This window comes from Yersinia proxima, assembly GCF_902170785.1.
In the GTDB taxonomy this organism is placed as follows: Bacteria; Pseudomonadota; Gammaproteobacteria; order Enterobacterales; family Enterobacteriaceae; genus Yersinia; species Yersinia proxima.
Window position 1 is genome coordinate 55,503 of the sequence record NZ_CABHYG010000021.1, and the last position, 24,625, is coordinate 80,127.

Here is a 24,625-nt window from a genome sequence, read left to right on the forward strand (position 1 = left end):
GCAGGCGTTGCTTCTACCTCTAAGCTCATCAGGGTTGATGATGAGCTTGGTATTGTATCAGTACTGGCAAGTTATTCAGCCACCTGCTGTTGTAACAGAATCTCTATCGTTCGTTGCGCGCGAATAGCCTCTTCACCTGACACTTGTGGTGTTGTCTGATTACTGACAGCCTCGATAAAGTGATGAACAGCACCGCTAAAGCCTCTTTGTTCCAATGTGGTTTGCCAACCAGGTGCGGGCAAAGTTATCACCTGCCCGTCGGACTCCTGCTGCCATTGGCGCATATCCGTAATCTGATAGCAGGAGCCGGGGCTAACCGCTTGTACACTTTCGCGTTGTGTTCCACCGTGACGATGCATGCTGGTGGTGATCAAACAATCGCCCGCCTGGAAATGGTGCTCGGCATACAACATCTGTTGTTGCGGGTTTGTTTGTATCGTCCCACTCAATAATTTTGCTGTAGCCCCCCCCAGCCACAGCGCTGTATCCACCACATGCAGATAATCATCAAGCAAGGTAAAACGGACATCATTTGGCCCGATACTATTCTGCCGATGTTTCTCCATGCGCAGCGATGCAGGGTGACTCATTTGCTGCTTAAGCTGCTGATACAAAGGCGCAAAGCGTCGATTAAACCCCACCATTAGCGCCAACCGCTGCTTCGCCGCCAATGCAATCAATTGTTCGGACTGTGCAATGGTTTCGGCTAATGGTTTATCGACATAAACATGAATCCCGGCCTGCAATAACTCGCTCACCACCTGAAAATGGCTGGCGGTGCTGCTGTGGACGAAGATGGCATCACATTCAGCGGCCAAGGTATCCAATCGTGAGAAATAACGCATGCGATAGCTATCGCACACAGGTTGTGCTTTTATCTGGTTGGGAGAAAACGCCCCCACCAACTGCCAGCCCTGCGTTTGAGTCAAAATAGGTAAATAGGCTTTTTGCGCAATACCACCAAGGCCGACTATGCCGACACGCAGTTTTTTATCAACACCGGATTGTTTCATAGCATCCTTATTAATCATCCAGCTGTATCAACACTTCGTCCAGGCGACGAGTCAGTGCAATAACCTGCTGTTCAAGCTGAGCGACTCTGGCCTCAAGGGTGCCAGTTGATCCTGATGCAATTTCTTCTGTCGATGATGCTGGTGCGATATCACCACTTAACAGATGCATAAAGCGGCTTTCTCGCTTACCTGGCTCTCGCGCCAAGCGCACCACGAAAGGCCCGTCTTCGCGTAAAGATAACTGATTGAGCACTTCTTCAGTTTCAGCCACATCGGAAAACTCATGCATCCGGTTGGTACGAGTACGTAACTCGCCCGGTGTCTGTGCCCCGCGCAAAAGTAATGTGGTCATCACGGCCAGTTCAGCAGGAGAGAACTTCAGATTGCCAAATTCTGAATTGCAAAAACGGTGCTCATACTTCATCACCCGATTACCACTTTGGGTGCGGATAAGATGTTTTTTCAACAAAAAATCCAATGTTTGTTGCACCTCTGATTCAGATAACTCCATCACCGGTTCACGGTTGGTTTTCTGATTACAGGCAATCGTCACACCATTAAGTGACATCGGATATTGTTCCGGCGTTGTCACTTGTTTTTCCAGCAAACAGCCAATAACTCTGGCTTCTTGTGCATTTAAACTGTGTTTCATCCTGACCTCAGCGAGTTGGCGTCCATTCTTTGTTAGTCAAAGCCGTCAGCACATGATCGCGCCATTGACCATCGATCAATAAATAATCTTTCGCGTAACCTTCACGTTCAAATCCAAGGCGTTCGAGCAAATTACCACTGCGATGATTATGCGGCATATAGTTAGCCATAATACGATGCATCCGCTCCTGTCGCTGCATGTAGCGAATCAGGGGTTGTAAGGCTTCAAACATCAACCCCTGCCCCTGCCAACGCTCACCTAATGAATAGCCAAGAAAGCAGGCATGGAACGAACCGCGTAACACATTGCTAAAATTCGCCACACCACGGACTTCTTTTTCTTCTGGATCTAACAAAATAAAATAATAGGCGCTGCCCTGTTTTTGCAGCTCCATTATCATTCCCAACCGTGCCTGCCAGCCAGAAGGCATGCAATGACTTTGATCACGCACGGGTTCCCATGGTTTAAGAAATGCCTGGTTTTCAGCGTAATACTCCGCCATGCGATAAGCGTCACGCTCATTAACCAGCCGCAGTGACATACGGTCCGTCGTTAAGCGTATTTTAGGTGCTGCTGAATGATAGCCGAACATCTGCTCCCCTTGGGCTATGTGCTGTACTCAATTAGTGACAATCTCTTTTATTCAATATACCTGTTGTCTGGCTGCCAGGTAAAACGATGGCCACGCTCTTTTTGCATATCAATACAGCAAGATTAGGCAACTAAAAGGCCAAAATAACATTTTATTATGAAATTGTTGGTGAGATAACGTATTGACGATAAAAAATATTATCAATCTAGCCTCTATCGTTTCTGACAATTTGGGTACAAACTATAAGTGTATTTTCTATTCCCCCCTTTTTAATTTCTGACGGTGAAGCATGGCCTTGGTATCGCAAGCTCGGAGCTTGGGTAAGTACTTTTTATTGCTTGATAACTTATTAGTTGTGTTGGGGTTCTTCGTTGTTTTCCCACTCATCTCTATCCGATTTGTCGATCAGCTAGGTTGGGCTGCGGTACTGGTGGGCCTCGCCTTGGGATTAAGGCAACTGGTGCAACAAGGGCTAGGGATCTTCGGCGGCGCTATCGCTGACCGTTTTGGCGCAAAACCCATGATAGTCACAGGCATGCTGATGCGTGCGGCAGGATTTGCTCTAATGGCGATGGCCGACGAGCCCTGGATACTGTGGTTAGCTTGTGCGCTGTCTGGTTTGGGAGGTACTCTCTTTGACCCTCCGCGTACCGCACTGGTCATCAAGTTAACTCGCCCCCATGAGCGTGGCCGTTTCTATTCTCTCTTGATGATGCAAGATAGTGCCGGTGCAGTTATCGGCGCATTGATCGGCAGTTGGCTGCTGCAATACGACTTCCATTTTGTCTGCTGGACCGGAGCAGTTATCTTTATTTTAGCCGCGGGCTGGAACGTCTGGCTGCTGCCGGCTTATCGGATCTCCACCGTGCGCGCGCCGATGAAAGAAGGGCTGATGCGAGTGCTACGTGATCGCCGTTTCGTCACCTATGTCCTAACCCTGACTGGGTATTACATGTTGTCGGTGCAGGTCATGCTGATGCTGCCGATTGTGGTCAATGAAATTGCCGGCTCCCCTGCCGCCGTTAAATGGATGTATGCCATTGAAGCCGCACTTTCACTGACTTTGCTCTACCCGATTGCCCGCTGGAGCGAAAAACGTTTTCGCCTTGAACAGCGTCTAATGTTCGGTTTATTGATAATGACATTGAGCCTGTTCCCTGTAGGCCTGATTACCCATCTGCAAACATTGTTTATGTTTATTTGCTTCTTCTATATGGGTTCTATTATTGCCGAACCCGCCCGCGAGACACTGAGTGCTTCACTGGCAGACTCACGCGCACGCGGTAGCTATATGGGCTTTAGTCGTCTTGGACTGGCCCTTGGTGGCGCGCTGGGTTACACCGGCGGGGGTTGGATGTACGATACCGGCCGAACGCTGGAAATGCCGGAATTACCCTGGTTCCTGCTCGGAATTATCGGTTTAATTACACTTATTGGATTGTACTGGCAATTCAATCAACGCCGTATTGAGTCTGCCATGTTGAGCGGCAGCTAGCTTATTACTCGCCGGAGCCCCCCACTCCGGCGTCCCCATGCTGATTCAGGGTTATCTGATTGGCAACCAGCATACTCTGCGGCACTATTCCCCATCCCAACCGTCATTGAACAAACAGGGTAAATAATACAAAACGATAAGCTAACCAGTTACTATTAGGTAAATTTGGTTTGTTTAATGTCACTGCTATGAGGCTTTAATGAATAAATTACTGTGGGGCGCAGCGGCGCTGGTGGTTACTGCGACACTGGTCGGTTGTAACCAACTAACTCAATACACACTGAGCGAACAAGAAGTAAATGACTATCTGCAAAAGCATAATAACTATGAAAAACAGATTGGTATACCAGGGCTGGTTGATGCTCATATCACGTTAACCCAATTGCAGAGCCAAATTGGCCGTGCTGAACCCGGCAAAGTCACCTTAACCGGTAACGCCAAAGTCGATATTACGTCGATCCTTGGCCCGCAAACTGCCGACATGACATTAACCTTAAAAGCGCAGCCAACATTTGATCGCGAAAAAGGTGCCATCTTCCTGAAAGATATGGAATTGACTGACTATACGGTGAAACCGGAGAAAATGGATTCAGTGATGAAAGCACTGACACCTTATTTAAATCAGTCACTGAAATCTTATTTTGATCAGCAGCCTGCTTATGTGCTGGACGGTGAAAAGAGTAAAGCAGAAGCCATGGCGAAGAAATTGGCAAAAGGCTTAGAAGTGAAACCGGGCCAATTAGTCATCCCACTAACGGACTAATCGGCACCGCGCATTAATCACCATGATACGGAGGTTTACTCCTCCGTATCATGGTTTTCTGAAAGTTCATCCCACATGGCCTGTAATGCTTCGCGACTTAACTGTGCCAAAGTGCGATAAAAACCACTGGTGGCATGGGCTTCTACTTTGCCCAGAAAACGGCCACACCAAGGCAGTAAATAGGCATCAAACAGTTCGATTTGCGCCGACACTTCATCTTCTGCAGCTTGATCTTCCAGCCACGAGGCCGCCAGTAATAAACCACCAAAATGGTCCGCAGGTCCCTCTCCTAACGGCATACCGCGTTGTTGAAGAAAGGCTCTAACTTCGGCTTCCGGGTGGGCATCTTCATAATCAGAGCCATAAGGTGAAACGCTGCGCTCGTCACCGACAAACAGAGCATTATAATCAGCGACCAGAGCTTCAGGTTGATACTCCTGTTGCAGGCGCGCCAGCAACTCACGCTGTTCCAGCGGCCAATGCTGTTCTAATTTACCCTGACTTATCAGGGTAAAAAGCGGTTCTAACAGCGGGTCTTGTGGCTGGCGATAAAAAAGTGACCCAAGAATGCGGCACACCAAAGAAAAATCATTCATTTACATCATCCTGTTTCTTATTAGTCTTTAAATCAAAAAAGTGTGACAACGTCACATAAAAATCACAACCCGGCCAACTCCGGTATCGGCGCTCGGCCACGCTGCTCAAGGAAATTCAGCAAACGTCGCGGGCTGACATTCAAAATTCGCTCTTGCGGGAAATTCACTTCAGCAATAATGCGCTCACAATGTTCAAAAATTCCCAATGAATAAGCAATATGGGAATCCGAACCCAAGGCCAGCCAGCCGCCAGCATCCCTTACTGCTTCAGCAATCGCGCGACAATTCGCTTCGCTCCCTTTACGTGAATGTGTAAATGATGAGTTATTCAATTCCAGCGCCACATCATATTTCGCAGCAGCTTCAGCAATAGCTTTAATATCAACCGGATACTTAGGGTTACCAGGGTGGCTGATGATATGCACATTCCCCTGCGCCATAGTGGCAATCATCGCCTGAGTATTAGCGGCCTTATCTTGAGGCGGGAACACTGGCTCGTGGAAACCGGCAATCAGCAAGTCTATGGCATCCAGCATCGGGCCGGTACAATCAATGTCGCCATCCAGATTTTTAATATTCGCTTCGATGCCACGCAAGATCCCCACGCCATCAACCAACCGCGGCCATACTCCCATGTTCATAAAGTGCCAATAATGCGGGGCATCAGCCATATCCGGGCCATGGTCAGTAATGGCAAACAGTTTGATATTTTTTAGCTTAGCTTCGGCGATATAATCGTGCAGGGTACTGTAAGCATGGGTGCTGGCAATGGTATGCATATGTAAATCAACAGGATACATGACTACTCCACAAGGTCTTTTTAAGGCGGGATAGCTTTTTTGCAGGCAAAGCATAGTGCGCTAATGATAGCAGGAATTCTTCTCATCAGCAGCGCTAAAACCTCGCCGGCAATCTCGTTAGTCCCATCAAACCGTGGCAGCCCTTAAATCAGTATCCCCTCACAACATCAACCAACCCAACAGGTTCCCTTCCTGCTTCCATTGCCTGAATATTGGCAACCACCTGATCCATTGCCGCCTCTGGCAAGGTAACCGCAGCAATATGTGGCGTAATGGTGACCCGAGGATGGCTCCAGAATGGATGCATTGACGGCAGCGGTTCTTCAGCGAACACATCTAATGTCGCCGCCGCGACTTGCCCGGCATTCATTGCTGCCAATAAATCCCGCTCCAATAAGTGCGCTCCCCGTGCAATATTGATGATATAGGCATTGGCATTCAGTTGTGAAAAGAGTGACTGATTAAGGATACCGGCTGTCTGTGGGGTATGGGGTAACAGATTAATCAGCAATTGTGTCCCTTGAATGAAAGCGGGTAACTTTTCTTGGCCGGCGAAACTGATCACTCCATCGATTTGTTTTGGCGTACGGCTCCAGCAACGGACAGTAAAACCAAACTCGACCAGTTTGTGGGCAACACTTTTCCCTAATACGCCTGCGCCGAGAATGCCTATGGTGAATTTATCGTGCTGATGCGGTTCGAGGGGTTGCCACAATTTTTGTTGTTGTTGCAGTTGATACTCATCCATGCGACGGAAATAGCGCAATACGGTGGCAACGACATATTCCTGCATCTGCAAAGACATTCCGGTATCTTCCAGCCGCACCAATGGTACGCCCGCAGGTAATGTCCCTGGATGCCGCCGCTCTTGATCCAAAATAGCGTCTACCCCCGCGCCCAGCGCAAACACGCCTTTCAGTTCAACACGATTAGCAAGCATCTCCTGAGGTGGCTGCCAAACCAGCGCATAATCTGCTGGTTGTGTGTCGCCACGCAGCCATTGCCTGATATTCGCGGTAGGTAAACGCGATTGTAGCCCTGACAACCACTGTTTTGCCTCAAAGAATGGGTGATAAAAAATAATATTCATTATTTGCCTGCTCCTTGCGAAAGTATTGAATAGACTTTCGCGATTAGCTCGCAGATGCAAGCGCTACTCGCAAGAAATGACGATGAAATCAGCAAATTGCTGCAACTTTAGCTAAACAACTACAAAGCGCACATAAGAGGGTTGACGCTGGGCACACTTTTGCCTACATTACGCCGGTCGGCCCCATTGAATGCGGCTGATGGTACTAGCAGTAACACGGTGAGGTGTCTGAGTGGCTGAAGGAGCACGCCTGGAAAGTGTGTATACGTGTAAGCGTATCGAGGGTTCGAACCCCTCCCTCACCGCCATATTAAAATGAAAAAAGCCCATGATATTCATGGGCTTTTTTCATTTCAGGCTGTTGATAATAATTTCCGTGGCATATCAGCAACTACACATAACGTTTGTCATTAATTGATTATGTAGCCCTTTAGCATCCCATGCTACAACGTGAGGAGTATTTCTATTTTTGAAATATAAACCACAAGGGTATAAATATATGAAACTTTCTTTTATTTATTTCTTATTTCTATTTTATCTACACACTTCATTTGCTTCTCCCCTTATAGTCGCACATCGGGCTGGCACAACTGACTTCCCTGAGAATACGCGATATGCCATTGATAGTTCGTTAGCTAATGGGGTTGATCTTATCTGGATTACCGTTCAACTCAGTAAAGACGGTATACCCGTGCTATATCGCCCCAAAGATTTAAGCGAACTCACTGACGGCAGTGGCCCTGTTTCTGACTATACGTTGGAAGACTTACAATTATTGGATGCGGCTTATCACTTTAAACAAGATGAGCACTATATTTACCGTGGCCGTGGAGTCAAGATCCCGTCATTACACGCGATACTGTTATCCTACCCTCAGGTGAAATTTATTATTGATATTAAATCCCCTGACGCAGAACCGGAAATTTTAGCGAATGCTTTAATAGAATTGAGCAGAAATATCCAGTCACCTGATCGACTTGTTTTCTATTCTACTGAACAAAAATATCTCGATGTACTGCCGGTATACTTTAATAAATTCGAACCGCGTAATATCACTCGTAAAATTCTGGCGAATACGATAATGGCAGGTAAATGCATAATAGCTAAAAATAAAGGCAATTCACTCATTATTAGCGAAAATAAACATTATGCCTTCGAATTAAGACGCGATGTAAAAGTAGTAGAAAAATTCACTCTGGGTAAAGGGACGACCCGCACTCAGTTAGTTTGGAACCAGCAAGCAATGGACTGCTTCAAAGAGAGCGAAGAGGCAAAAATATTGCTGATTGGCATAAACTCAGCCAAGGATTATCAATTAGCTAAAAATCTGGGGGCCGATTATGTGATGGTCGATTCGCCGCTTCAAGCGAAAGAGTGGCGTTAAACCTGCCTTATTTGTCTGTGATTCAGCCTATCTGCACGCGGAATAACCAGATGACAAACAACAAATAAATACTGCTTGACCATCTGTCTGCCGGTCTTTATAGTACCGCCCCGTTGCAGTGCATAGCGCGGTAACGAAACGGTGAGGTGTCTGAGTGGCTGAAGGAGCACGCCTGGAAAGTGTGTATACGCGTAAGTGTATCGAGGGTTCGAACCCCTCTCTCACCGCCATATTCGAGCGAAAGGCTCTGACGAAAGTCAGGGCCTTTTTCTTTGGCTCCAAATTCGGAGTCTATACCCAAAATAATTCGAGTTGCGGGAAGGCAGCAATTGAGTAAATCCCGATGAGCTTACTCAAGTAAGTGATTCGGGTGAGCAAGAGCAGCCAACGCACATGCAGCTTGAAGTATGACGGGTATATTCATTATAAAGAGCGTCGGCGTTTGTCTTTAACCATACGGTCACCCAGTGGAGAAAAAGGCATTAATCGGCTATAAACCACTTGATTCCTGCCCTGATTCTTCGCCAGATACAGTGCTTCATCTGTCATTTTCAATGCCTTTAACATCGACATCCCCGGTAAATAAAGAGAGGCCCCAATTGAAATTGTCGCCTTAACTTTTCGTCCATCAGGCAATTGCACATCTAAATTCTCTACACGCTGACGAATGCGTTCGGCGACCGCTTTAATAGCTTGTGGATCATGACTATGAGTTATAATGATAAATTCTTCCCCGCCGTAGCGTCCTACAAAATCTTCATCCCTGACCGCCGTCATCAATAATTTCCCGACCTCGGTTAACAAGATGTCGCCCCCGTCGTGGCCATAGGTATCATTAACGGATTTAAAATGGTCGAGATCCAAAATCATTAAACCACATGCCTGCCTGTTGTGATGAAGACTGTTTAGCCGGTAATCGACACTTGAGCGGTTATTCAATTGGGTTAATTTGTCGATGTTGGCTCGATTCTTCATTGCGAAATACGCATAAATATGGCGCTCTTTAAAATTTAGAGCGTGATAACAAATTGCCAGGCAAAGAGCCGCAATCAGTTGATATATCACCACCTGAGTCAAGATAAACGTATTGGGGACTAATATAAGTGCGGTAACAATTCGATAAATAGCAATTAAGATAATGGTAGTATAAAAAATGCGATTGCTTTTTTTCTGCCATACCTTAGAGAGTAATAGCGGGATAAACACTATCGTTATTAATAAATTATCTAGTGTCGCCCAACCAGAAAAAACAAAGTTTATCACCAACGCCATCAAGCCGCTTAGCCAACCGCCATAAAACGTCGCTAAAATAATCGGGATTAATTCGAAACTGTAGAAGTAGGAACCAGAAATAACCCACTGGTCTCTATTGAGGTAAAGTGACACCAATCCCGATATCAAACCAAACAAAATACGCTTCCAAACCTCACCACTATAGGAGAAAGGACTGTTCTTACTTAGGGCAAAATAACCAATTGAGAGTGTTGCATAAGTGACACAGGCATCTCGGTATAACGTTGACAAAGAATCTAATTCACTCATGGCGTAGCATCAGTCCTTTGAATTCTCAGTGTGGATTTTTGGCCGCACACGCATGGCCGACCCTTCTCTAAAATCAAGTTACGTTCCAGTTCTAAATTATTCATCGGAGCCTTAAATATTGAGCACAGGTTAATAGTTTCTAACCTAAATCTTAGCTGCGATATAGGCTTTACTCCCGAATAATTTCATTATGAGGCATCGGCCTATCTTCAAGTAACAAGATATCTCCTAATCACATAATCCCCTTCAGACAACCTACAACGCTCCATCCTTAAAGAGTATTACTTAGTTTCGCGCATTTGATGCCAAAATGGGGCGTTAATGACAATAATGAACACTTTATATTTAACAGTACGTGAAATTGTCTTGGCTGCCATGCATCCGCTGATTTAAACCTTTTTATAAACTGGTTGTTATCTACATTTCTGTCAGAGATTGATATACATCTAGATCTCATCCTGCAAATTGGCGTATCGTTGTTGTCTGCTACTCGAGACGGACCCTTATTGGCCCGCCATTTATTTTGTCTTTTCTTTATTTGGTTTGCACCTTAGATGAAAACGCACGGAATTAACGGTATTAGGCCGTTCAGCGCGATTATTGACGCTTGCTGGCGAGAAACTTATACATTTCAACGGTTTTTAAAAGATATAATTGCCGGTATTACTGTCGGCATTATTGCTATCCCATTGGCTATGGCACTGGCTATTGCCAGTGGTGTTCCCCCGCAGTACGGCTTATATACCTCGGCAATTGCAGGGATTGTTATTGCGGTCAGTGGCGGTTCCCGTTATAGCGTGTCTGGCCCTACTGCGGCCTTTGTGGTTATTCTTTATCCTGTTTCACAACAATTTGGTTTGGCCGGTTTATTACTGGCAACTTTACTCTCTGGCGTATTTTTATTGTGCATGGGGCTGGGGAGATTAGGCCGCTTAATTGAATATATTCCACTATCGGTCACGCTTGGCTTTACCTCGGGAATTGGTATCACTATCGCCACTATGCAAGTGAAAGACTTCTTCGGTCTACACCTGCCAGAGGTGCCAGAAACTTATGTAGGTAAAGTGGCAGCACTTGCCCAGGCGCTGCCAACCATCAACTTCAGTGATACGTTAATTGCGACTGTTACTCTGATGGTATTAATTCTCTGGCCACGATTAAAATTAAAGTTACCGGGTCACTTACCTGCACTCGTCGCAGGCACAGCTGTTATGGCACTGTTATCATTATTTGATCATCAAGTCGCTACTATCGGCTCACGTTTTGGCTATTTATTGGCTGATGGCACACAAGGCCATGGTATCCCCCCTATTTTGCCGCAGTTTGTCTTACCCTGGCATCTCCCAGCCGCCAATGGGCAAGAATTTGTTTTAAATTGGGCAACACTTTCGGCACTGCTACCGGCAGCCTTTTCGATGGCGATGCTCGGGGCGATTGAGTCGTTATTATGTGCAGTGGTTCTTGATGGCATGACTGGGCAAAAACACCACTCAAACAGTGAGTTAGTCGGTCAGGGGCTCGGTAATATGGTGGCACCATTCTTCGGTGGTATCACCGCTACTGCGGCCATTGCCCGTTCAGCGGCTAACGTCCGCGCAGGAGCAACCTCGCCGGTGTCAGCCATTATCCATGCCCTGCTGGTGTTACTGGCTTTATTAGTTCTGGCACCGATGTTGTCATACCTGCCGCTGGCTGCCATGGCCTCGTTGCTACTCATCGTGGCCTGGAATATGAGTGAAGCGCATAAAGTGGTAGATTTGCTGCGCCGTGGCCCCAAAGACGACATTATCGTCATGCTGTTGTGTATGAGTCTGACGGTATTATTCGATATGGTGATTGCCATCACGGTGGGTATTGTATTGGCTTCGCTACTGTTTATGCGCCGCATTGCGCGCATGACGCGCCTGAGTGAAATCCCAACTGAGATGAATGAGCACCGGCTGGTATTGCGGGTCAATGGGCCTCTATTCTTCGCCGCCGCAGAGCGGATATTTAACGAGTTACTCAGTCGTAGCGAGAATTATGACACCATCATTCTGCAATGGGATGCAGTACCGGTTCTGGATGCAGGAGGGCTGAATGCGTTTCTGCGCTTCACAGAGGCCTTGGGCGAGCATCAGCAACTCATTATCACGGATATTCCTTTCCAACCACTGAAAACGTTGGCGAGAGCACGAGTACAACCTGTCGAGGGTAAGTTGAGCTTCTACGGCTCACTCCCTGAGGCTTTGGCGGCATTAACGGCAAAATAGGCTTTAGCGCGATCAAAAAAGGCAGTGTAGATGACCTACACTGCCTTTTTATTTATTCGCCGCCACAACGTCAAGGACGCTGGATATTGATTAGATTATTTGCTGGTATCAAGTTCCGGGAAACTTTTCACCAAATCGTCAATCGCTTTCATCTGCACCAGGAACGGCTCCAGTTTGTCTAATGGCAATGCCGATGGGCCATCACATTTAGCGCTGTTCGGCTCTGGGTGAGCTTCAATAAATAGTCCTGCTAAGCCAACAGCCATACCCGCACGGGCCAGTTCAGCCACTTGCGCACGGCGGCCACCTGATGCTGAACCAAACGGGTCACGACACTGCAATGCATGAGTCACGTCGAAAATGACCGGATGACCGCCCGTCGCTTGTACCATCACATTGATACCTAACATATCAACGACCAGGTTGTCATAACCGAAGTTACTACCGCGATCGCAAAGGATAACCTGATCATTACCGGCTTCTTTGAATTTCTCAACGATATTACCCATTTGACCTGGGCTAACAAACTGAGGCTTCTTCACGTTGATAACCGCACCAGTGCGTGCCATCGCTTCAACTAAATCAGTTTGGCGCGCCAGGAATGCGGGTAATTGGATAACATCAACAACTTCTGCAACAGGCTGACACTGGCTTACTTCGTGAACATCAGTGATCACTTTTACGCCGAATTGCTGTTTCAGTTCCTGGAAAATTTTCATCCCTTCTTCCAGGCCTGGACCACGGTAAGAGTGAATTGAAGAACGGTTGGCTTTGTCGAACGAGGCTTTAAAGACGTAAGGAATACCCAGTTTCTGGGTAACAGTCACATAATGCTCGCAGATGCGCATCGCCAGATCGCGAGATTCAAGCACGTTCATGCCACCAAACAGCACGAAAGGCAGGTCGTTCGCTACCTTGATATCGCCAATGCTAACCACTTTCTGTTTCATACAAATACCTTTATAAAGGATAAACCGAGATTAATTACAGTGAGTTATTACTCAACAAGGTGATTACCATAAATATACCCAAAATAATTCGAGTTGCAGGAAGGCGGCCAACGCACATGCAGCTTGAAGTATGACGGGTATCAGTGCAATGTCACTCGTTGTTGCTCAATAGAGTGGATCTGCATTTTTATCATTTCAGCGATAGGGTCTTCCGGACACTGTTCGACAAAATAGCTTAAATCAGAGATAGCAATATGGTTGCAATCCAGTTGGGCATAAATCAGGCCACGATCACGGATTTCATACGGGTCATCGGGGTCAAAAGCCAATACCGCTTCACTGGCGCGTAAGGCCAGTTCCATCTGCTTCTCTTCCATTAATGCGGCTTTTAAGGTATCGAGCATTTTGCGTACAATCAGGGTGTTTTCCGCTTCTTCCAAATCTTCATCTTCCAATTCGGCGCTCAAGCCCAGGTTGCCTTTGATCCACACTTCCAGCATATGCTCATTCAGTGTTTCACCGTTCAACGGGTTAATCAGCCACATTTCTTCGTCTAGCCAATCCGCACGAAGAATTAATTGAGTTGGAAAAATAACGGGCATCAATGGCAAGTCCAGTTGATGCGCGATATGCAAGAAAATCACCCCTAGAGATACCGGCGTCCCCTGACGCTTATCCAGCACTTTATCCAGCCAGATAGCATCTGACAGGCGGTAAACACCCCCCGCACCACCAAACTTCCACTTACGGTAAAACAGATCAATAAGCACTTCTAATTGCTGATCCTGATTGAGACCGTCGGGCATTGCAGCCTTGGCATCATCAACAAGCTGTTGTAGTTGATTACGTACATCAGCCAGTGGAAAGTTCTGTCGAATCTCCTGGGTAACCAGTAACACCCCATCACACAGGGACGCGTTGTTAAATTCGAAATCAGCAATGCTACTCATAGATATCCCATCAGCAGTGGTAACTTAGTTGTTGCCAGTTTTATAATTAAATACAGGCAACCCAATGCGAGTATAAAGGCAAGCCAGCGTCGATTCTGACTGCGAGTTCGCTTACCTAATGCAACATAGCCAAGCAGGATATAGATAATAACGCCAAACAACTTTTCAGTCAGCCAGGTTCCTTGCGGACTGAAAGGATAAAAACCAGTAATAAAAATCAAGACAATGCCGCTGACAAACAGCAGCGTATCATTGATATGCGGCGTTATTTTTACCCAGCGTTTATCCATCATAGCTGAACCGCGACATTTCCAGAAGAAACGTAACACAAACAGCGTAATACTGATAACCACTGTGAGTAAATGCAAATACTTCATGGCGATGTAGTCAACCCACATGTCTCTCAGTCCTTAATTTATGCTGAACGGGAATTTTCTTGTTTAAGCGACCATTGCCCTAATGTCACACGATCATTATTACCATAATCTTTATACGTCATTACAGCACTAAATCCGCTATTGTTAAGCAGCTGCTGTACCGCTGTGGCTTGTTGCCAACCATGCTCCAACATCAACCATCCCCCCACCTCTAAATAAGCCGGTGACTGGCGAATAATTTCAGCCAAATCAGCTATCCCCTCAGCCTCAGCCACCAGCGCACTGTGCGGTTCATAACGCACATCACCTTCATTAAGATGAGGGTCATTGGCATCAATATAGGGAGGGTTGCTCACAATCAGTGTGAATCGCCCATTTACCGAGTCAAACCAGCTACTTTGCTGGAAATTTACATTAGTTATCGCAAGTTTGCTGGCATTATGCTGTGCCAGGGCAACAGCGTCGGCTTTAATATCAACCCCCATCACCGCGCAATCTGGGCGCTCGCTGGCTAATGCCAAAGCAATAGCACCAGTACCCGTTCCTAAATCCAGAATACGGCATGGAGTGGCAGGTAAATGCGCAAGCGCTTGCTCAACTAAGCACTCGGTGTCCGGGCGAGGAATTAATGTAGCGGAGGAAACACTTAATGGCAGCGACCAAAACTCGCGCTCCCCCACCAGATAAGCAATCGGCTCACCTTGTTCACGGCGCGCAGCCAATGACTCCAACGCCGCCAACTGTTCAGCGGTGAGTTGGGTTTCACCAAAAGCCAACAAATAGGTACGAGCACGTCCTGTGACGAAACTCAGCAGAATTTCGGCGTCGCGCTTTGGGCTGTCACTTTGGTTAAAACGGGCTGCCGCTTGCGACAGCCACTGCTGATAATCCATTAATCTTGCTCGGACAACGCAGAGAGCTGATCAGCTTGATATTCCTGCACAATCGGCTGGATAAGCATATCCAGTTTACCTTCCATCACCTCATCCAAACGGTAAAGTGTCAGGTTGATACGATGGTCTGTCACGCGCCCTTGCGGGAAGTTATAGGTACGATTGCGGTCAGAACGGTCGCCAGAACCTAATAAGTTACGGCGCTCAGAGGCCTCGGCTTGCTGTCTTTTTTGCATTTCTGCGGCACGAATACGTGCGCCCAACACTGACATCGCCTTGGCTTTGTTCTTATGTTGCGAGCGCTCATCCTGACATTCCACTACAATTCCGGTGGGAATATGGGTAATACGAATAGCTGAATCCGTGGTGTTAACGTGCTGACCACCCGCGCCTGAAGAGCGGAAAGTGTCGATGCGCAAGTCACCCGCATTGATTTCCGGCATTTCAGCTTCGGGAATCGCCGGCATCACCGCCACAGTACAAGCGGAGGTATGGATTCTGCCTTGCGATTCGGTTTCTGGTACACGCTGAACACGGTGACCACCCGACTCAAATTTTAACTGCCCAAAAACACCGTCACCGGATACCTTGGCAATCACTTCTTTATAACCGCCATGTTCACCTTCACTGGCACTCATGATTTCCACTTTCCACCGACGGGATTCAGCATAGCGGCTATACATGCGGAACATGTCACCGGCAAAAATAGCGGCCTCGTCACCACCGGTTCCGGCGCGGATTTCCAGGAAGCAATCACGCTCATCATCAGGGTCTTTGGGTAGCAACAGAACTTGCAGTTGTTGTTCCAGCTCTTCGCTGCGAGCTTTAGCTTCTTTCAGTTCGTCTTGCGCCATTTCGCGCATTTCGGGATCTTCGAGCATCATTTCTGCTGCTTCGATATCATCTTGTACACTGCGCCACTCTTTGAAGCAGCGAGTGACATCCGTCAATTGCGCATATTCACGTGATAACGCGCGGAAACGGTCTTGGTCGGCAATAACATTGGCATCGCCAAGGTGCGCTAACACTTCTTCGTGGCGCTCTTGTAACGCTTCCAATTTGGCAACAATAGAAGACTTCATCCGTGGTTTTAAACCCTGTAATTAGAGGAAACTAGTGCTGATCCAGCCCAAGGCTGTCGCGTAATAATTGCAACCGCTCCATATCGCCATCACTGGCGGCTTGCTGGAGGGATTTGGTGGGAGCATGAATCAGGCGGTTGGTCAGCTTATGGGCCAGTTCATTTACCACCTGTTCAACATTGGCACCCTGCTCAATGGCGGCTAATGCTTTCGCCGTCATCTCACTGCGAACCTGTTCAGCCTGAGAGCGATAATCACGAATGGTTTCCACCGCTCCCTGAGCGCGTAACCAGGTCATAAAATTCATGCTTTCTTGCTGTACTATCGACTCGGCCTGAACTGCGGCAGCCTGACGTTGCGCCATATTGTGCTGAATAATCGCCTGTAAATCATCAACGCTGTATAAATAGGCATTCGACAGTTTACCCACTTCCGGCTCAATATCACGCGGCACTGCAATATCGACAAACAGCATAGGCTGATTACGGCGGCTTTTCAGCGCGCGCTCCACCATCCCTTTACCAATAATGGGCAGCGGGCTGGCGGTCGAACTGATAATAATGTCGGCATCGGCTAAACGTGCATCAATTTCTGGCAAAGTAATCACCTCTGCCCCAACCTCAGTTGCCAGCGCTTGGGCGCGCTCGCGGGTCCGGTTAGCAATAATCATATGCTTGACTTGATGTTCTCTCAGATGACGAGCCACCAGCTCAATAGTTTCCCCCGCGCCAACCAACAACACATTCAGTTCTGACAGTGACTCAAATATTTGCCGTGCCAATGTACAGGCAGCAAACGCCACCGAAACAGCGCTGGCACCGATTTCAGTTTCTGTACGAACCCGTTTGGCGACCGAAAATGTTTTTTGGAATAACCGCTCCAATTCACCCGAGAGCGATTGCTCACGTTGCGACTCAGCAAAGGCTTTTTTCACCTGCCCCAGAATCTGCGGTTCGCCCAACACCAGCGAGTCCAGCCCGCTGGCAACGCGCATCAGATGGCTGACAGCGTCATTGCCGTGATGCCAATAGAGGCTTTTTTTCACTTCATCCGGGCTGAGCTTATGATAGTTACACAGCCAGGCAATCAGTTGTTCGTGCAGGTTTTCTTGCTGTTCTACGCTGAGATATAACTCAGTTCGGTTACACGTAGACAACACGACACCGCCCTGCACCAACGGCTGTTGGAGCAAGCTAGCAAGTGCCTGATCGATCGATTCAGGTGAAAATGTCACCCGTTCACGTAACGATACAGGAGCGGTTTTGTGGTTAATGCCTAATGCAAGCAGAGTCATGAGAACGGCTTCGAGTAATACTGGTGTTAGTATGGATTCTCGTCTGAACCGCATTCTACTTGATGCGCGGGATCAATAAAAGTCGCAGTGCATCATCCTAAGTATTATCCCAAATTATGTTCAATAATTGATTATATGATGTACAACATAGAACAAGATATTGACGCTCAGCCCTCAGGTCGTTAGCGTGAGCAACAATAATGCCCATTATTCAAACGCATCAACCGAATTTGCTTTATCATAATATTGCTTTATAAAACGTGCGCCAGTGAAAAACCCTGCGACCGATAGGATTTATACCCATATGCCTCAGCGCAAAATCAGTTTTTATCGCCTACTTCCGCTAGCTACTTTGCTATTAGCCGCCTGTAGCACCACGCCACCATCCGGCCCTGCGACCAGTCCCACATCGCCACAATGGCGTCAACATGAGCAACAACTGCAGCAATTGAGCCAGTTTCAAACCCGCGGTGCCTTTGCTTATCTCTCAGAAAAACAAAAAGTTTATGCACGTTTCTTCTGGCAACAAACTGCCCCTGAGCGCTATCGCCTGTTGCTGACTAATCCATTGGGTAGCACTGAGTTAGAGTTGGTCGTACAACCCGGTGTGACCCAATTGACTGACAATCAAGGCAAACGCTATGTCAGTAATGATCCGCAAGAAATGATTCAAAAATTGACCGGAATGTCGATTCCGCTGGAAAGTTTGCGCCAATGGATTCTGGGCTTGCCGGGTGACACCACTGATTTTACTCTCGACGATAAATATCGCCTGAAACAGCTGACTTACCAACAAGATGGCGTAACCTGGGTGGTTGATTATCAAGAATACAATACTCAGGTCACACCAGCATTACCGAGCCGCATGGAGCTCAGCCAGGGCGGTCAACGTATCAAGTTGAAGATGGATAACTGGACGGTCAAATAGTATGGCGAACAGCAATCAATATATTTGGCCGTCACCCGCTAAATTGAATTTGTTTCTTTATATCACCGGGCAACGCGCTGATGGCTATCACCTATTACAGACTCTGTTCCAGTTTCTCGACTATAGCGATGAACTGACCATTGTCCCCCGTGATGACGATCAGATTCAGTTATTGACCCCCATTGCCGGGGTTGAAAACGAGCAAAATCTAATAATCCGTGCGGCACGATTGCTGCAACAACACCCCAGTTCAGCAAAAGTACCTCGAGGGGCGGATATCAGCATTAATAAACGTTTGCCAATGGGGGGCGGGCTGGGGGGCGGTTCGTCCAATGCTGCGACGGTATTAGTCGCACTCAATACCCTGTGGCAATGTGATCTATCTGATGATGAATTAGCCGCTCTTGGCATCACTTTAGGGGCTGATGTGCCAGTATTTGTTCGTGGACATGCGGCCTTTGCCGAAGGCGTTGGCGAAAAGTTGTCCCCCGTCGAGCCTCTGGAGAAGTGGTATTTGGTGGTTCACCCCGGTGTTAGCATCCCAACCCCCATTATTTTTTCCGATCCTGAATTAAAAAGAAATACGCCAGTTCGCCCACTGGCGGCGCTTTTAAGCGCTCCGTACGCAAATGATTGCGAACCAATCGCAAGAAAACGTTTTCGCGAGGTTGAACAGGCTCTTTCATGGCTGTTAGAATATGCCCCGTCACGCCTTACCGGAACCGGAGCTTGTGTCTTTGCAGAATTTGACACGGAGTCATCGGCCCGGCAGGTGTTAAGTATTGCCCCGGAGTGGCTGCAGGGTTTTGTTGCACGTGGAGTGAACGTTTCGCCACTGCATCGCATACGCTCTGGGAAAATTGAAAACCGTGAGCACAGATAAAAATGCACAACAAAGGTCTAGATCATGGCACCACTGACCTGAATTTGTAAAAATACCTGTCTCATTTGATTGAAAGCCGGTTCATAATACTGTTTTGGCTTTAAATACCCGTATGTATATTGCAATCAGTATGAATAGTCGCCCGTGATTACTGATCTGACAATATCTTCTCTGGACGCATGCCTGAGGTTCTTCTCGTGCCTGATATGAAACTTTTTGCTGGTAACGCCACCCCGGAACTAGCACAACGTATTGCCAACCGTTTGTACACCAGTCTTGGTGACGCCGCTGTAGGTCGTTTTAGCGACGGCGAAGTGAGCGTGCAAATCAACGAAAATGTACGCGGTGGTGATATTTTCATCATCCAGTCCACCTGCGCACCCACGAACGATAACCTGATGGAACTGGTTGTCATGGTTGATGCCCTGCGTCGCGCCTCCGCAGGACGAATTACTGCTGTTATTCCTTACTTCGGTTACGCCCGCCAGGATCGCCGTGTGCGCTCCGCTCGTGTGCCTATCACTGCCAAAGTTGTTGCCGATTTTCTCTCAAGTGTTGGGGTTGACCGCGTATTGACAGTGGATCTTCATGCTGAACAGATCCAAGGCTTCTTTGATGTTCCGGTTGATAACGTATTTGGTAGCCCAATCCTGCTGGAAGACATGTTGCAGCAGAATCTGGAAAACCCAATCGTCGTTTCTCCAGACATTGGCGGCGTTGTTCGCGCCAGAGCCATCGCAAAACTGCTGAACGATACTGATATGGCGATTATCGACAAACGCCGTCCACGCGCTAACGTTTCTCAGGTGATGCATATCATCGGTGACGTAGCTGGCCGTGATTGCGTGTTGGTTGACGATATGATCGATACCGGTGGCACTTTGTGTAAAGCGGCTGAAGCCTTAAAAGAACGTGGTGCTAAGCGTGTGTTTGCCTACGCAACTCACCCGATTTTCTCTGGTAATGCGGTTGAAAATATCAAACATTCCGTGATTGATGAAGTGATTGTTTGTGACACTATTCCGTTGTCAGCTGAAATCAAAGCATTGAAAAATGTACGTACTCTGACACTGTCCGGCATGTTGGCTGAAGCCATCCGCCGTATCAGTAATGAAGAATCAATCTCTGCAATGTTTGAGCATTAATCAATATTAAGTTGTGGATATCCCTGCGGTGCTAACTGGCCGCAGTTAACTGTGATGAGCCACTTTTGGGCATCATTGTGTAAGTGTTCATAACTTATAAAGAAAAACCCGTTGAAGCTGCTGCTACAACGGGCTTTCTACTCTTGGTCTATAGGTTCTTGACCAGTGGATACTTGGGCCGTCATTTACTCCTCCTGAACATCCGCTCGATTTAAAGCTGCGATAACAGGCTATGTTTTGTCATACACCTCGGCCAACACTCAGATTTTATGAGTGGCGCTGGTTGCGATTGCAACGTTTATCAAAGTGCTTAACCCACCAATAGCGGTCTGCAACTTCCTCACGCCCACCAATACGGGCACCGACCAGCCATAACAGTGCACCAACAAAAATACTCATCACTGCACCATGAGCAAAGAATTGCGGTAAACCAAACTGTGTAACTTCGGCCAAAATTGAGTAACCTACCCCAACGACCATTGTCACCAATCCCAATCCCATCAGCACATTACCGAGTCTTGCTGCGCTTTTACGTTTCATAAGCCACCTCCACTTGGGTTGCCAATAAATAATCACTCAGTTGAGCATCCAAAACTGCTTGCTTAATGCGATTATTCATGTCCACTTAATAACTCAGTATAGTCAGGCTGGCAGTGAAGGTATTGCGCTTGCGATCACAACTGGCAAATATAATCCGACAAATCTTTACATTTTCCAGCCATTTGGCACTAAAGTTGAATTGTTACGCGAGTGAACTATTCACCTTTCGAATTATTAACCCTCAGCAAACTCACATCCGCAGTTTTGTCATTCCGCGCTATGACAGGTAGACTGTCACACTTTAATTCCTTTAGTAATAGCGAATGACGACGTGAGTAGCATTAAATTAATCGTTGGGCTGGCAAACCCGGGCGCAGAATATGCCCAAACCCGCCATAATGCGGGAGCCTGGTATGTGGACTTATTGGCGCAGCGTCATAACCAACAACTGAAAGAAGACAGTAAATTCTTCGGTTATACCGCACGGTTAAATCTGGCAGGCCAAGATGTGCGCTTGCTGGTGCCATCTACCTTTATGAATTTAAGTGGCAAGGCTGTTGCGGCGATGGCGGGCTTTTACCGTATCTTACCGGAAGAGATTCTAGTCGCTCATGATGAACTGGATATCCCACCGGGCGTGGCGAAACTGAAGCTAGGTGGCGGCAACGGTGGCCATAATGGTCTGAAAGATATTCAGAGTAAGCTCGGCAATAATCCGAACTTCTATCGACTGCGTATTGGTATCGGCCATCCTGGCGATAAAAGTAAAGTTACCGGTTTTGTTCTGGGTAAACCCCCCGCGAGTGAACAAACCTTAATTGACGACGCCATTGATGAATCTATTCGCTGTACTGAAGTGCTGCTAAAAGAAGATATCACCAAGGCTATGAATCGCCTGCACTCTTTCAAAGCGGGCGCGCAGTAAAGGTTTACCTAATTCCCCGGAAACCACCATGCACCGGGGAATTAACCTTTCGCTTTATTGATTTTTATTGCACAACGCATTGATCCCCTGCTGACCTTCACCGGTCAGGACAACACCACCAATAATCACTCTAACCCGCCCTAGAAAATGATTACTTTTGGCGTCATATTCATCCGCAATATCTTGCAGTTCATCAGTGCAAAAAAGTGTCTCCCAATCGGCGGCTTTTTTCTTGTTATCTGACAAATCGTGGCTACGCTCGAACTTGTCATTGATGGCGGTGAATTTCAGTTGAACACCGTCAAAATCCTCATAAAGTGTTTTTTTCTGATAACCCACATATCTCACGCTTTTGCCTGATCGGTTTTCTATTTGCAGACCATATTGATCAACCAACTCTGCAAAACTTGGCCCAGCAGGTTCAGAATCTGCCGTCAGAAAGCGCATTCCCAAGACCCCCACCACTCCCCCAAACAAAATCACTATCAGCCATTTATAGATATTCATTTCCATGGAAATAATCCAAATTCAGTATGCTGACCCTAATGTTTAGTTATCGGACATTAAGCAAAAAACTTCAGATAGCGGAAACGTGATCCAGAACACAGAGTTAGAAAAATCAATTACCTATCAGACATTGAGCTAAAAGCAACGCCCACAACGAAAGAGCATATTCGAGATAAATCATCAGAATGTGTATAATGGCGGCATAAATTTTGATTACATCAGCCTGTTAACCCTAACGAGTTGATTTTTAAGCTATTTAAGGTGATATAAAACATGGGATTCAAATGCGGTATTGTGGGCCTGCCTAACGTTGGTAAATCCACCCTGTTCAACGCGTTGACACAAGCGGGCATTGAAGCCGCTAACTTCCCGTTCTGTACCATTGAACCCAATACGGGTGTGGTGCCAATGCCAGATCCGCGTCTGGACCAACTGGCCGAGATTGTAAAACCTCAACGTATTTTGCCAACCACTATGGAATTTGTGGATATCGCGGGCCTGGTAAAAGGGGCATCCAAAGGTGAAGGGCTGGGTAACCAATTCCTAACCAATATTCGTGAAACCGAAGCAATTGGCCATGTTGTGCGTTGTTTTGAAAATGACAATATCATCCATGTTGCTGGTAAAGTTGATCCAGCTGATGATATTGACACCATCAATACTGAATTGGCTCTTTCCGACCTGGAAACTTGCGAACGTGCTATTCATCGTGTGCAGAAGAAAGCTAAAGGCGGCGACAAAGAAGCTAAAGCTGAACTGGAAGCACTGGAAAAATGCCTGCCGCATTTAGAGAACGCTGGCATGCTGCGTGCATTGAATCTGACAGCAGAAGATAAAGCGGCCATCCGTTACTTGAGTTTCCTGACGCTGAAGCCAACCATGTATATTGCTAACGTCAATGAAGATGGTTTTGAGAATAACCCATATCTGGATCAAGTGCGTGCCATTGCTGCTGCTGAAGGTTCAGTCGTAGTTGCCGTATGTGCGGCGGTTGAATCAGATATTGCAGAGCTGGAAGATGAAGACCGCGCTGAATTTATGGCCGAGTTAGGTATTGAAGAACCAGGTTTGAACCGTGTGATCCGCGCCGGTTATGAATTGTTGAATCTGCAAACTTACTTCACCGCCGGTGTGAAAGAAGTCCGAGCCTGGACTATCCCAGTTGGTGCAACAGCGCCACAAGCTGCCGGGAAAATTCACACCGACTTTGAAAAAGGCTTTATCCGTGCACAAACTATCGCTTTTGACGACTTCATCACCTACAAAGGTGAGCAAGGTGCAAAAGAAGCCGGAAAAATGCGTTCAGAAGGTAAAGACTACATCGTAAAAGATGGCGATGTGATGAACTTCTTGTTCAACGTCTAAATAAAATTTGTTGTCTCGTGAGGTTTCACTGAATCTCATGAAAATAACAAAAAACTATAAAATCCACGCAATTGCGTGGATTTTTGTTTTTATAACGCCTCGAGCGTGGCTAAAATTGTCTACAAGTTTGCGGTGATTCTCAAATAACAAATTAGTGAATATGGAAATAATCGTTATTCTTACCCCAAGTCACCGTGTTTAAACTGAATATAAAGCCCCATCAGACTATTTACATTATATTTCCTGTAAATTTTCATTCGGTGAGCGCTGGCTGTTTTATGACTAATATTCAATAACTCCGCGATATCAGCATTAGATACCCCAGTTAGAATAAGATGTATAACTTCCTTCTCTCTTTGTGTTAACGGGCAGTCGCCTTTTAATTTACTACTAATTTGTAAGTCTCTCTTCTTCACTTTCCGATCCAATACAAAATCTTCCAATATTCGCTTCAATAGTTCTAACGGGGCATTTTTATATAAAAAAACCTCAGGTAATTTTTTCATTTCTTCTGGAAAATTTAAAGCATTCTGTTCTTTTACAAATAAGAATACGTTGGATTTTTTGGTTTTATTATTTATCAAACTAAAAATATAAAGCAAATCTA

The 24,625-nt window shown here is 46.8% G+C and carries 25 protein-coding genes and 2 tRNA genes; 11 read left to right on the forward strand and 16 right to left on the reverse strand.

What is annotated here, in order from left to right; translation table 11 throughout:
* Nucleotides 1-71: 71 nt before the first annotated feature.
* Genes FTB31_RS19990 through rimJ form a run of 3 tightly spaced genes read right to left on the reverse strand, consistent with a single transcriptional unit; the run spans nucleotide 72 to nucleotide 2,257 of the window.
* Nucleotides 72-1,031: a Gfo/Idh/MocA family protein gene (locus FTB31_RS19990; protein WP_077175405.1), complete on the reverse strand. Its 960-nt coding sequence runs from the start codon at nucleotides 1,029-1,031 to the stop codon at nucleotides 72-74.
* Nucleotides 1,024-1,665 (reverse strand): YceH family protein, encoded by a 642-nt coding sequence (locus FTB31_RS19995; protein ID WP_077175406.1) that lies wholly within the window; start codon nucleotides 1,663-1,665, stop codon nucleotides 1,024-1,026. The genes FTB31_RS19990 and FTB31_RS19995 overlap by 8 nt, the downstream gene beginning before the upstream one ends.
* 7 nt (nucleotides 1,666-1,672) lie before the next feature.
* The gene (gene rimJ, locus FTB31_RS20000; protein WP_050075464.1) at nucleotides 1,673-2,257 is read right to left on the reverse strand and encodes a ribosomal protein S5-alanine N-acetyltransferase; all 585 of its coding nucleotides are present in this window, start codon (nucleotides 2,255-2,257) and stop codon (nucleotides 1,673-1,675) included.
* Between the two features lie 289 nt (nucleotides 2,258-2,546).
* Between rimJ and mdtH the strand changes: the two genes are divergently transcribed.
* Together mdtH and FTB31_RS20010 are read left to right on the forward strand one after the other, a co-directional pair.
* Nucleotides 2,547-3,752, forward strand: a complete 1,206-nt coding sequence (mdtH, locus tag FTB31_RS20005; RefSeq protein ID WP_050075463.1) for a multidrug efflux MFS transporter MdtH — start codon at nucleotides 2,547-2,549, stop codon at nucleotides 3,750-3,752.
* Between the two features lie 199 nt (nucleotides 3,753-3,951).
* Nucleotides 3,952-4,515, forward strand: coding sequence for a lipoprotein (locus FTB31_RS20010; RefSeq protein WP_050075462.1), 564 nt, complete (start codon nucleotides 3,952-3,954; stop codon nucleotides 4,513-4,515).
* 35 nt (nucleotides 4,516-4,550) lie between these two features.
* Here FTB31_RS20010 and FTB31_RS20015 read toward each other — a convergent pair whose 3' ends face one another.
* From FTB31_RS20015 to ghrA, 3 genes are all read right to left on the reverse strand, one after another.
* The gene (locus FTB31_RS20015) at nucleotides 4,551-5,111 is read right to left on the reverse strand and encodes a TorD/DmsD family molecular chaperone (RefSeq protein WP_227731721.1); all 561 of its coding nucleotides are present in this window, start codon (nucleotides 5,109-5,111) and stop codon (nucleotides 4,551-4,553) included.
* A gap of 62 nt (nucleotides 5,112-5,173) precedes the next feature.
* Nucleotides 5,174-5,911: a phosphatase gene (locus tag FTB31_RS20020; protein ID WP_050075460.1), complete on the reverse strand. Its 738-nt coding sequence runs from the start codon at nucleotides 5,909-5,911 to the stop codon at nucleotides 5,174-5,176.
* A 148-nt stretch (nucleotides 5,912-6,059) separates the two neighbouring features.
* On the reverse strand, nucleotides 6,060-7,001 hold the full coding sequence (ghrA, locus tag FTB31_RS20025) for a glyoxylate/hydroxypyruvate reductase GhrA (protein WP_227731722.1): 942 nt from the start codon (nucleotides 6,999-7,001) through the stop codon (nucleotides 6,060-6,062).
* Nucleotides 7,002-7,219: 218 nt separating this feature from the next.
* On the opposite strand from ghrA, the gene FTB31_RS20030 reads away from it, so the two are divergent.
* From FTB31_RS20030 to FTB31_RS20040, 3 genes are all read left to right on the forward strand, one after another.
* Nucleotides 7,220-7,309, forward strand: a tRNA-Ser gene (locus FTB31_RS20030).
* A 191-nt stretch (nucleotides 7,310-7,500) separates the two neighbouring features.
* Nucleotides 7,501-8,385 carry a glycerophosphodiester phosphodiesterase family protein gene (locus FTB31_RS20035; RefSeq protein ID WP_050075458.1) on the forward strand — a complete coding sequence of 295 codons (885 nt, stop codon included), beginning with the start codon at nucleotides 7,501-7,503 and terminating at the stop codon, nucleotides 8,383-8,385.
* Between the two features lie 140 nt (nucleotides 8,386-8,525).
* A tRNA-Ser gene (locus tag FTB31_RS20040) sits at nucleotides 8,526-8,615 on the forward strand.
* A gap of 193 nt (nucleotides 8,616-8,808) precedes the next feature.
* On the opposite strand, the gene FTB31_RS20045 is transcribed toward FTB31_RS20040, so the two are convergent.
* Nucleotides 8,809-9,927: a GGDEF domain-containing protein gene (locus FTB31_RS20045; protein ID WP_050075457.1), complete on the reverse strand. Its 1,119-nt coding sequence runs from the start codon at nucleotides 9,925-9,927 to the stop codon at nucleotides 8,809-8,811.
* A 554-nt stretch (nucleotides 9,928-10,481) separates the two neighbouring features.
* Between FTB31_RS20045 and dauA the strand changes: the two genes are divergently transcribed.
* The gene (dauA, locus tag FTB31_RS20050; protein WP_050075456.1) at nucleotides 10,482-12,179 is read left to right on the forward strand and encodes a C4-dicarboxylic acid transporter DauA; all 1,698 of its coding nucleotides are present in this window, start codon (nucleotides 10,482-10,484) and stop codon (nucleotides 12,177-12,179) included.
* Between the two features lie 95 nt (nucleotides 12,180-12,274).
* On the opposite strand, the gene kdsA is transcribed toward dauA, so the two are convergent.
* From kdsA to hemA, 6 genes are all read right to left on the reverse strand, one after another.
* On the reverse strand, nucleotides 12,275-13,129 hold the full coding sequence (kdsA, locus tag FTB31_RS20055; RefSeq protein ID WP_077175411.1) for a 3-deoxy-8-phosphooctulonate synthase: 855 nt from the start codon (nucleotides 13,127-13,129) through the stop codon (nucleotides 12,275-12,277).
* 140 nt (nucleotides 13,130-13,269) lie between these two features.
* Entirely contained in the window at nucleotides 13,270-14,079 is an 810-nt protein-coding gene (gene sirB1, locus FTB31_RS20060) for an invasion regulator SirB1 (protein WP_050075454.1), read from the reverse strand.
* On the reverse strand, nucleotides 14,076-14,477 hold the full coding sequence (locus tag FTB31_RS20065; protein WP_005169111.1) for a SirB2 family protein: 402 nt from the start codon (nucleotides 14,475-14,477) through the stop codon (nucleotides 14,076-14,078). The genes sirB1 and FTB31_RS20065 overlap by 4 nt, the downstream gene beginning before the upstream one ends.
* A gap of 17 nt (nucleotides 14,478-14,494) precedes the next feature.
* Nucleotides 14,495-15,349 (reverse strand): peptide chain release factor N(5)-glutamine methyltransferase, encoded by an 855-nt coding sequence (gene prmC, locus FTB31_RS20070; protein ID WP_077295209.1) that lies wholly within the window; start codon nucleotides 15,347-15,349, stop codon nucleotides 14,495-14,497.
* Nucleotides 15,349-16,431, reverse strand: coding sequence for a peptide chain release factor 1 (prfA, locus tag FTB31_RS20075; protein ID WP_077175413.1), 1,083 nt, complete (start codon nucleotides 16,429-16,431; stop codon nucleotides 15,349-15,351). Before prfA ends, prmC begins: the two co-directional genes overlap by 1 nt.
* Nucleotides 16,432-16,462: 31 nt before the next feature.
* Entirely contained in the window at nucleotides 16,463-17,725 is a 1,263-nt protein-coding gene (gene hemA / locus FTB31_RS20080; protein WP_005169107.1) for a glutamyl-tRNA reductase, read from the reverse strand.
* Between the two features lie 304 nt (nucleotides 17,726-18,029).
* On the opposite strand from hemA, the gene lolB reads away from it, so the two are divergent.
* The 3 genes from lolB (at nucleotide 18,030) to prs (ending at nucleotide 20,681) form a co-directional block, all read left to right on the forward strand.
* Nucleotides 18,030-18,653 carry a lipoprotein insertase outer membrane protein LolB gene (lolB, locus tag FTB31_RS20085; protein WP_050075451.1) on the forward strand — a complete coding sequence of 208 codons (624 nt, stop codon included), beginning with the start codon at nucleotides 18,030-18,032 and terminating at the stop codon, nucleotides 18,651-18,653.
* A gap of 1 nt (nucleotide 18,654) precedes the next feature.
* Nucleotides 18,655-19,536: a 4-(cytidine 5'-diphospho)-2-C-methyl-D-erythritol kinase gene (gene ispE, locus FTB31_RS20090; protein WP_050075450.1), complete on the forward strand. Its 882-nt coding sequence runs from the start codon at nucleotides 18,655-18,657 to the stop codon at nucleotides 19,534-19,536.
* A gap of 197 nt (nucleotides 19,537-19,733) precedes the next feature.
* Nucleotides 19,734-20,681 carry a ribose-phosphate diphosphokinase gene (gene prs / locus FTB31_RS20095; protein WP_004390739.1) on the forward strand — a complete coding sequence of 316 codons (948 nt, stop codon included), beginning with the start codon at nucleotides 19,734-19,736 and terminating at the stop codon, nucleotides 20,679-20,681.
* Between the two features lie 267 nt (nucleotides 20,682-20,948).
* On the opposite strand, the gene ychH is transcribed toward prs, so the two are convergent.
* Nucleotides 20,949-21,221 (reverse strand): stress-induced protein YchH, encoded by a 273-nt coding sequence (ychH, locus tag FTB31_RS20100; protein ID WP_005161340.1) that lies wholly within the window; start codon nucleotides 21,219-21,221, stop codon nucleotides 20,949-20,951.
* 331 nt (nucleotides 21,222-21,552) lie between these two features.
* Here ychH and pth point away from each other — a divergent pair, with 331 nt between their 5' ends.
* Nucleotides 21,553-22,146: an aminoacyl-tRNA hydrolase gene (pth, locus tag FTB31_RS20105; protein WP_077295210.1), complete on the forward strand. Its 594-nt coding sequence runs from the start codon at nucleotides 21,553-21,555 to the stop codon at nucleotides 22,144-22,146.
* 54 nt (nucleotides 22,147-22,200) lie between these two features.
* On the opposite strand, the gene FTB31_RS20110 is transcribed toward pth, so the two are convergent.
* Entirely contained in the window at nucleotides 22,201-22,659 is a 459-nt protein-coding gene (locus FTB31_RS20110; protein ID WP_077295211.1) for a hypothetical protein, read from the reverse strand.
* 267 nt (nucleotides 22,660-22,926) lie between these two features.
* On the opposite strand from FTB31_RS20110, the gene ychF reads away from it, so the two are divergent.
* The gene (gene ychF / locus FTB31_RS20115) at nucleotides 22,927-24,018 is read left to right on the forward strand and encodes a redox-regulated ATPase YchF (RefSeq protein ID WP_050075448.1); all 1,092 of its coding nucleotides are present in this window, start codon (nucleotides 22,927-22,929) and stop codon (nucleotides 24,016-24,018) included.
* Nucleotides 24,019-24,197: 179 nt separating this feature from the next.
* Here the strand turns inward: ychF and FTB31_RS20120 are convergent.
* Nucleotides 24,198-24,625, reverse strand: a 428-nt coding sequence (locus FTB31_RS20120) for a helix-turn-helix transcriptional regulator (RefSeq protein WP_227731723.1), incomplete at its 5' end; no start/stop codon positions are given.

Bases quoted from the DNA above. Each gene is read 5' to 3' on its own strand.
- prfA (WP_077175413.1), bottom strand. From the start codon at position 16,431: ATGAAGTCTTCTATTGTTGCCAAATTGGAAGCGTTACAAGAGCGCCAC.
- ispE (WP_050075450.1), top strand. From the start codon at position 18,655: ATGGCGAACAGCAATCAATATATTTGGCCGTCACCCGCTAAATTGAAT.
- rimJ (WP_050075464.1), bottom strand. From the start codon at position 2,257: ATGTTCGGCTATCATTCAGCAGCACCTAAAATACGCTTAACGACGGAC.
- ghrA (WP_227731722.1), bottom strand. From the start codon at position 7,001: ATGAATATTATTTTTTATCACCCATTCTTTGAGGCAAAACAGTGGTTG.
- FTB31_RS20020 (WP_050075460.1), bottom strand. From the start codon at position 5,911: ATGTATCCTGTTGATTTACATATGCATACCATTGCCAGCACCCATGCT.
- FTB31_RS20045 (WP_050075457.1), bottom strand. From the start codon at position 9,927: ATGAGTGAATTAGATTCTTTGTCAACGTTATACCGAGATGCCTGTGTC.
- FTB31_RS20015 (WP_227731721.1), bottom strand. From the start codon at position 5,111: ATGAATGATTTTTCTTTGGTGTGCCGCATTCTTGGGTCACTTTTTTAT.
- sirB1 (WP_050075454.1), bottom strand. From the start codon at position 14,079: ATGAGTAGCATTGCTGATTTCGAATTTAACAACGCGTCCCTGTGTGAT.
- ychH (WP_005161340.1), bottom strand. From the start codon at position 21,221: ATGAAACGTAAAAGCGCAGCAAGACTCGGTAATGTGCTGATGGGATTG.
- ychF (WP_050075448.1), top strand. From the start codon at position 22,927: ATGGGATTCAAATGCGGTATTGTGGGCCTGCCTAACGTTGGTAAATCC.
- FTB31_RS20110 (WP_077295211.1), bottom strand. From the start codon at position 22,659: ATGGAAATGAATATCTATAAATGGCTGATAGTGATTTTGTTTGGGGGA.
- FTB31_RS20010 (WP_050075462.1), top strand. From the start codon at position 3,952: ATGAATAAATTACTGTGGGGCGCAGCGGCGCTGGTGGTTACTGCGACA.
- FTB31_RS20065 (WP_005169111.1), bottom strand. From the start codon at position 14,477: ATGTGGGTTGACTACATCGCCATGAAGTATTTGCATTTACTCACAGTG.
- mdtH (WP_050075463.1), top strand. From the start codon at position 2,547: ATGGCCTTGGTATCGCAAGCTCGGAGCTTGGGTAAGTACTTTTTATTG.
- dauA (WP_050075456.1), top strand. From the start codon at position 10,482: ATGAAAACGCACGGAATTAACGGTATTAGGCCGTTCAGCGCGATTATT.
- lolB (WP_050075451.1), top strand. From the start codon at position 18,030: ATGCCTCAGCGCAAAATCAGTTTTTATCGCCTACTTCCGCTAGCTACT.
- prmC (WP_077295209.1), bottom strand. From the start codon at position 15,349: ATGGATTATCAGCAGTGGCTGTCGCAAGCGGCAGCCCGTTTTAACCAA.
- FTB31_RS20035 (WP_050075458.1), top strand. From the start codon at position 7,501: ATGAAACTTTCTTTTATTTATTTCTTATTTCTATTTTATCTACACACT.
- FTB31_RS19995 (WP_077175406.1), bottom strand. From the start codon at position 1,665: ATGAAACACAGTTTAAATGCACAAGAAGCCAGAGTTATTGGCTGTTTG.
- FTB31_RS19990 (WP_077175405.1), bottom strand. From the start codon at position 1,031: ATGATTAATAAGGATGCTATGAAACAATCCGGTGTTGATAAAAAACTG.
- hemA (WP_005169107.1), bottom strand. From the start codon at position 17,725: ATGACTCTGCTTGCATTAGGCATTAACCACAAAACCGCTCCTGTATCG.
- kdsA (WP_077175411.1), bottom strand. From the start codon at position 13,129: ATGAAACAGAAAGTGGTTAGCATTGGCGATATCAAGGTAGCGAACGAC.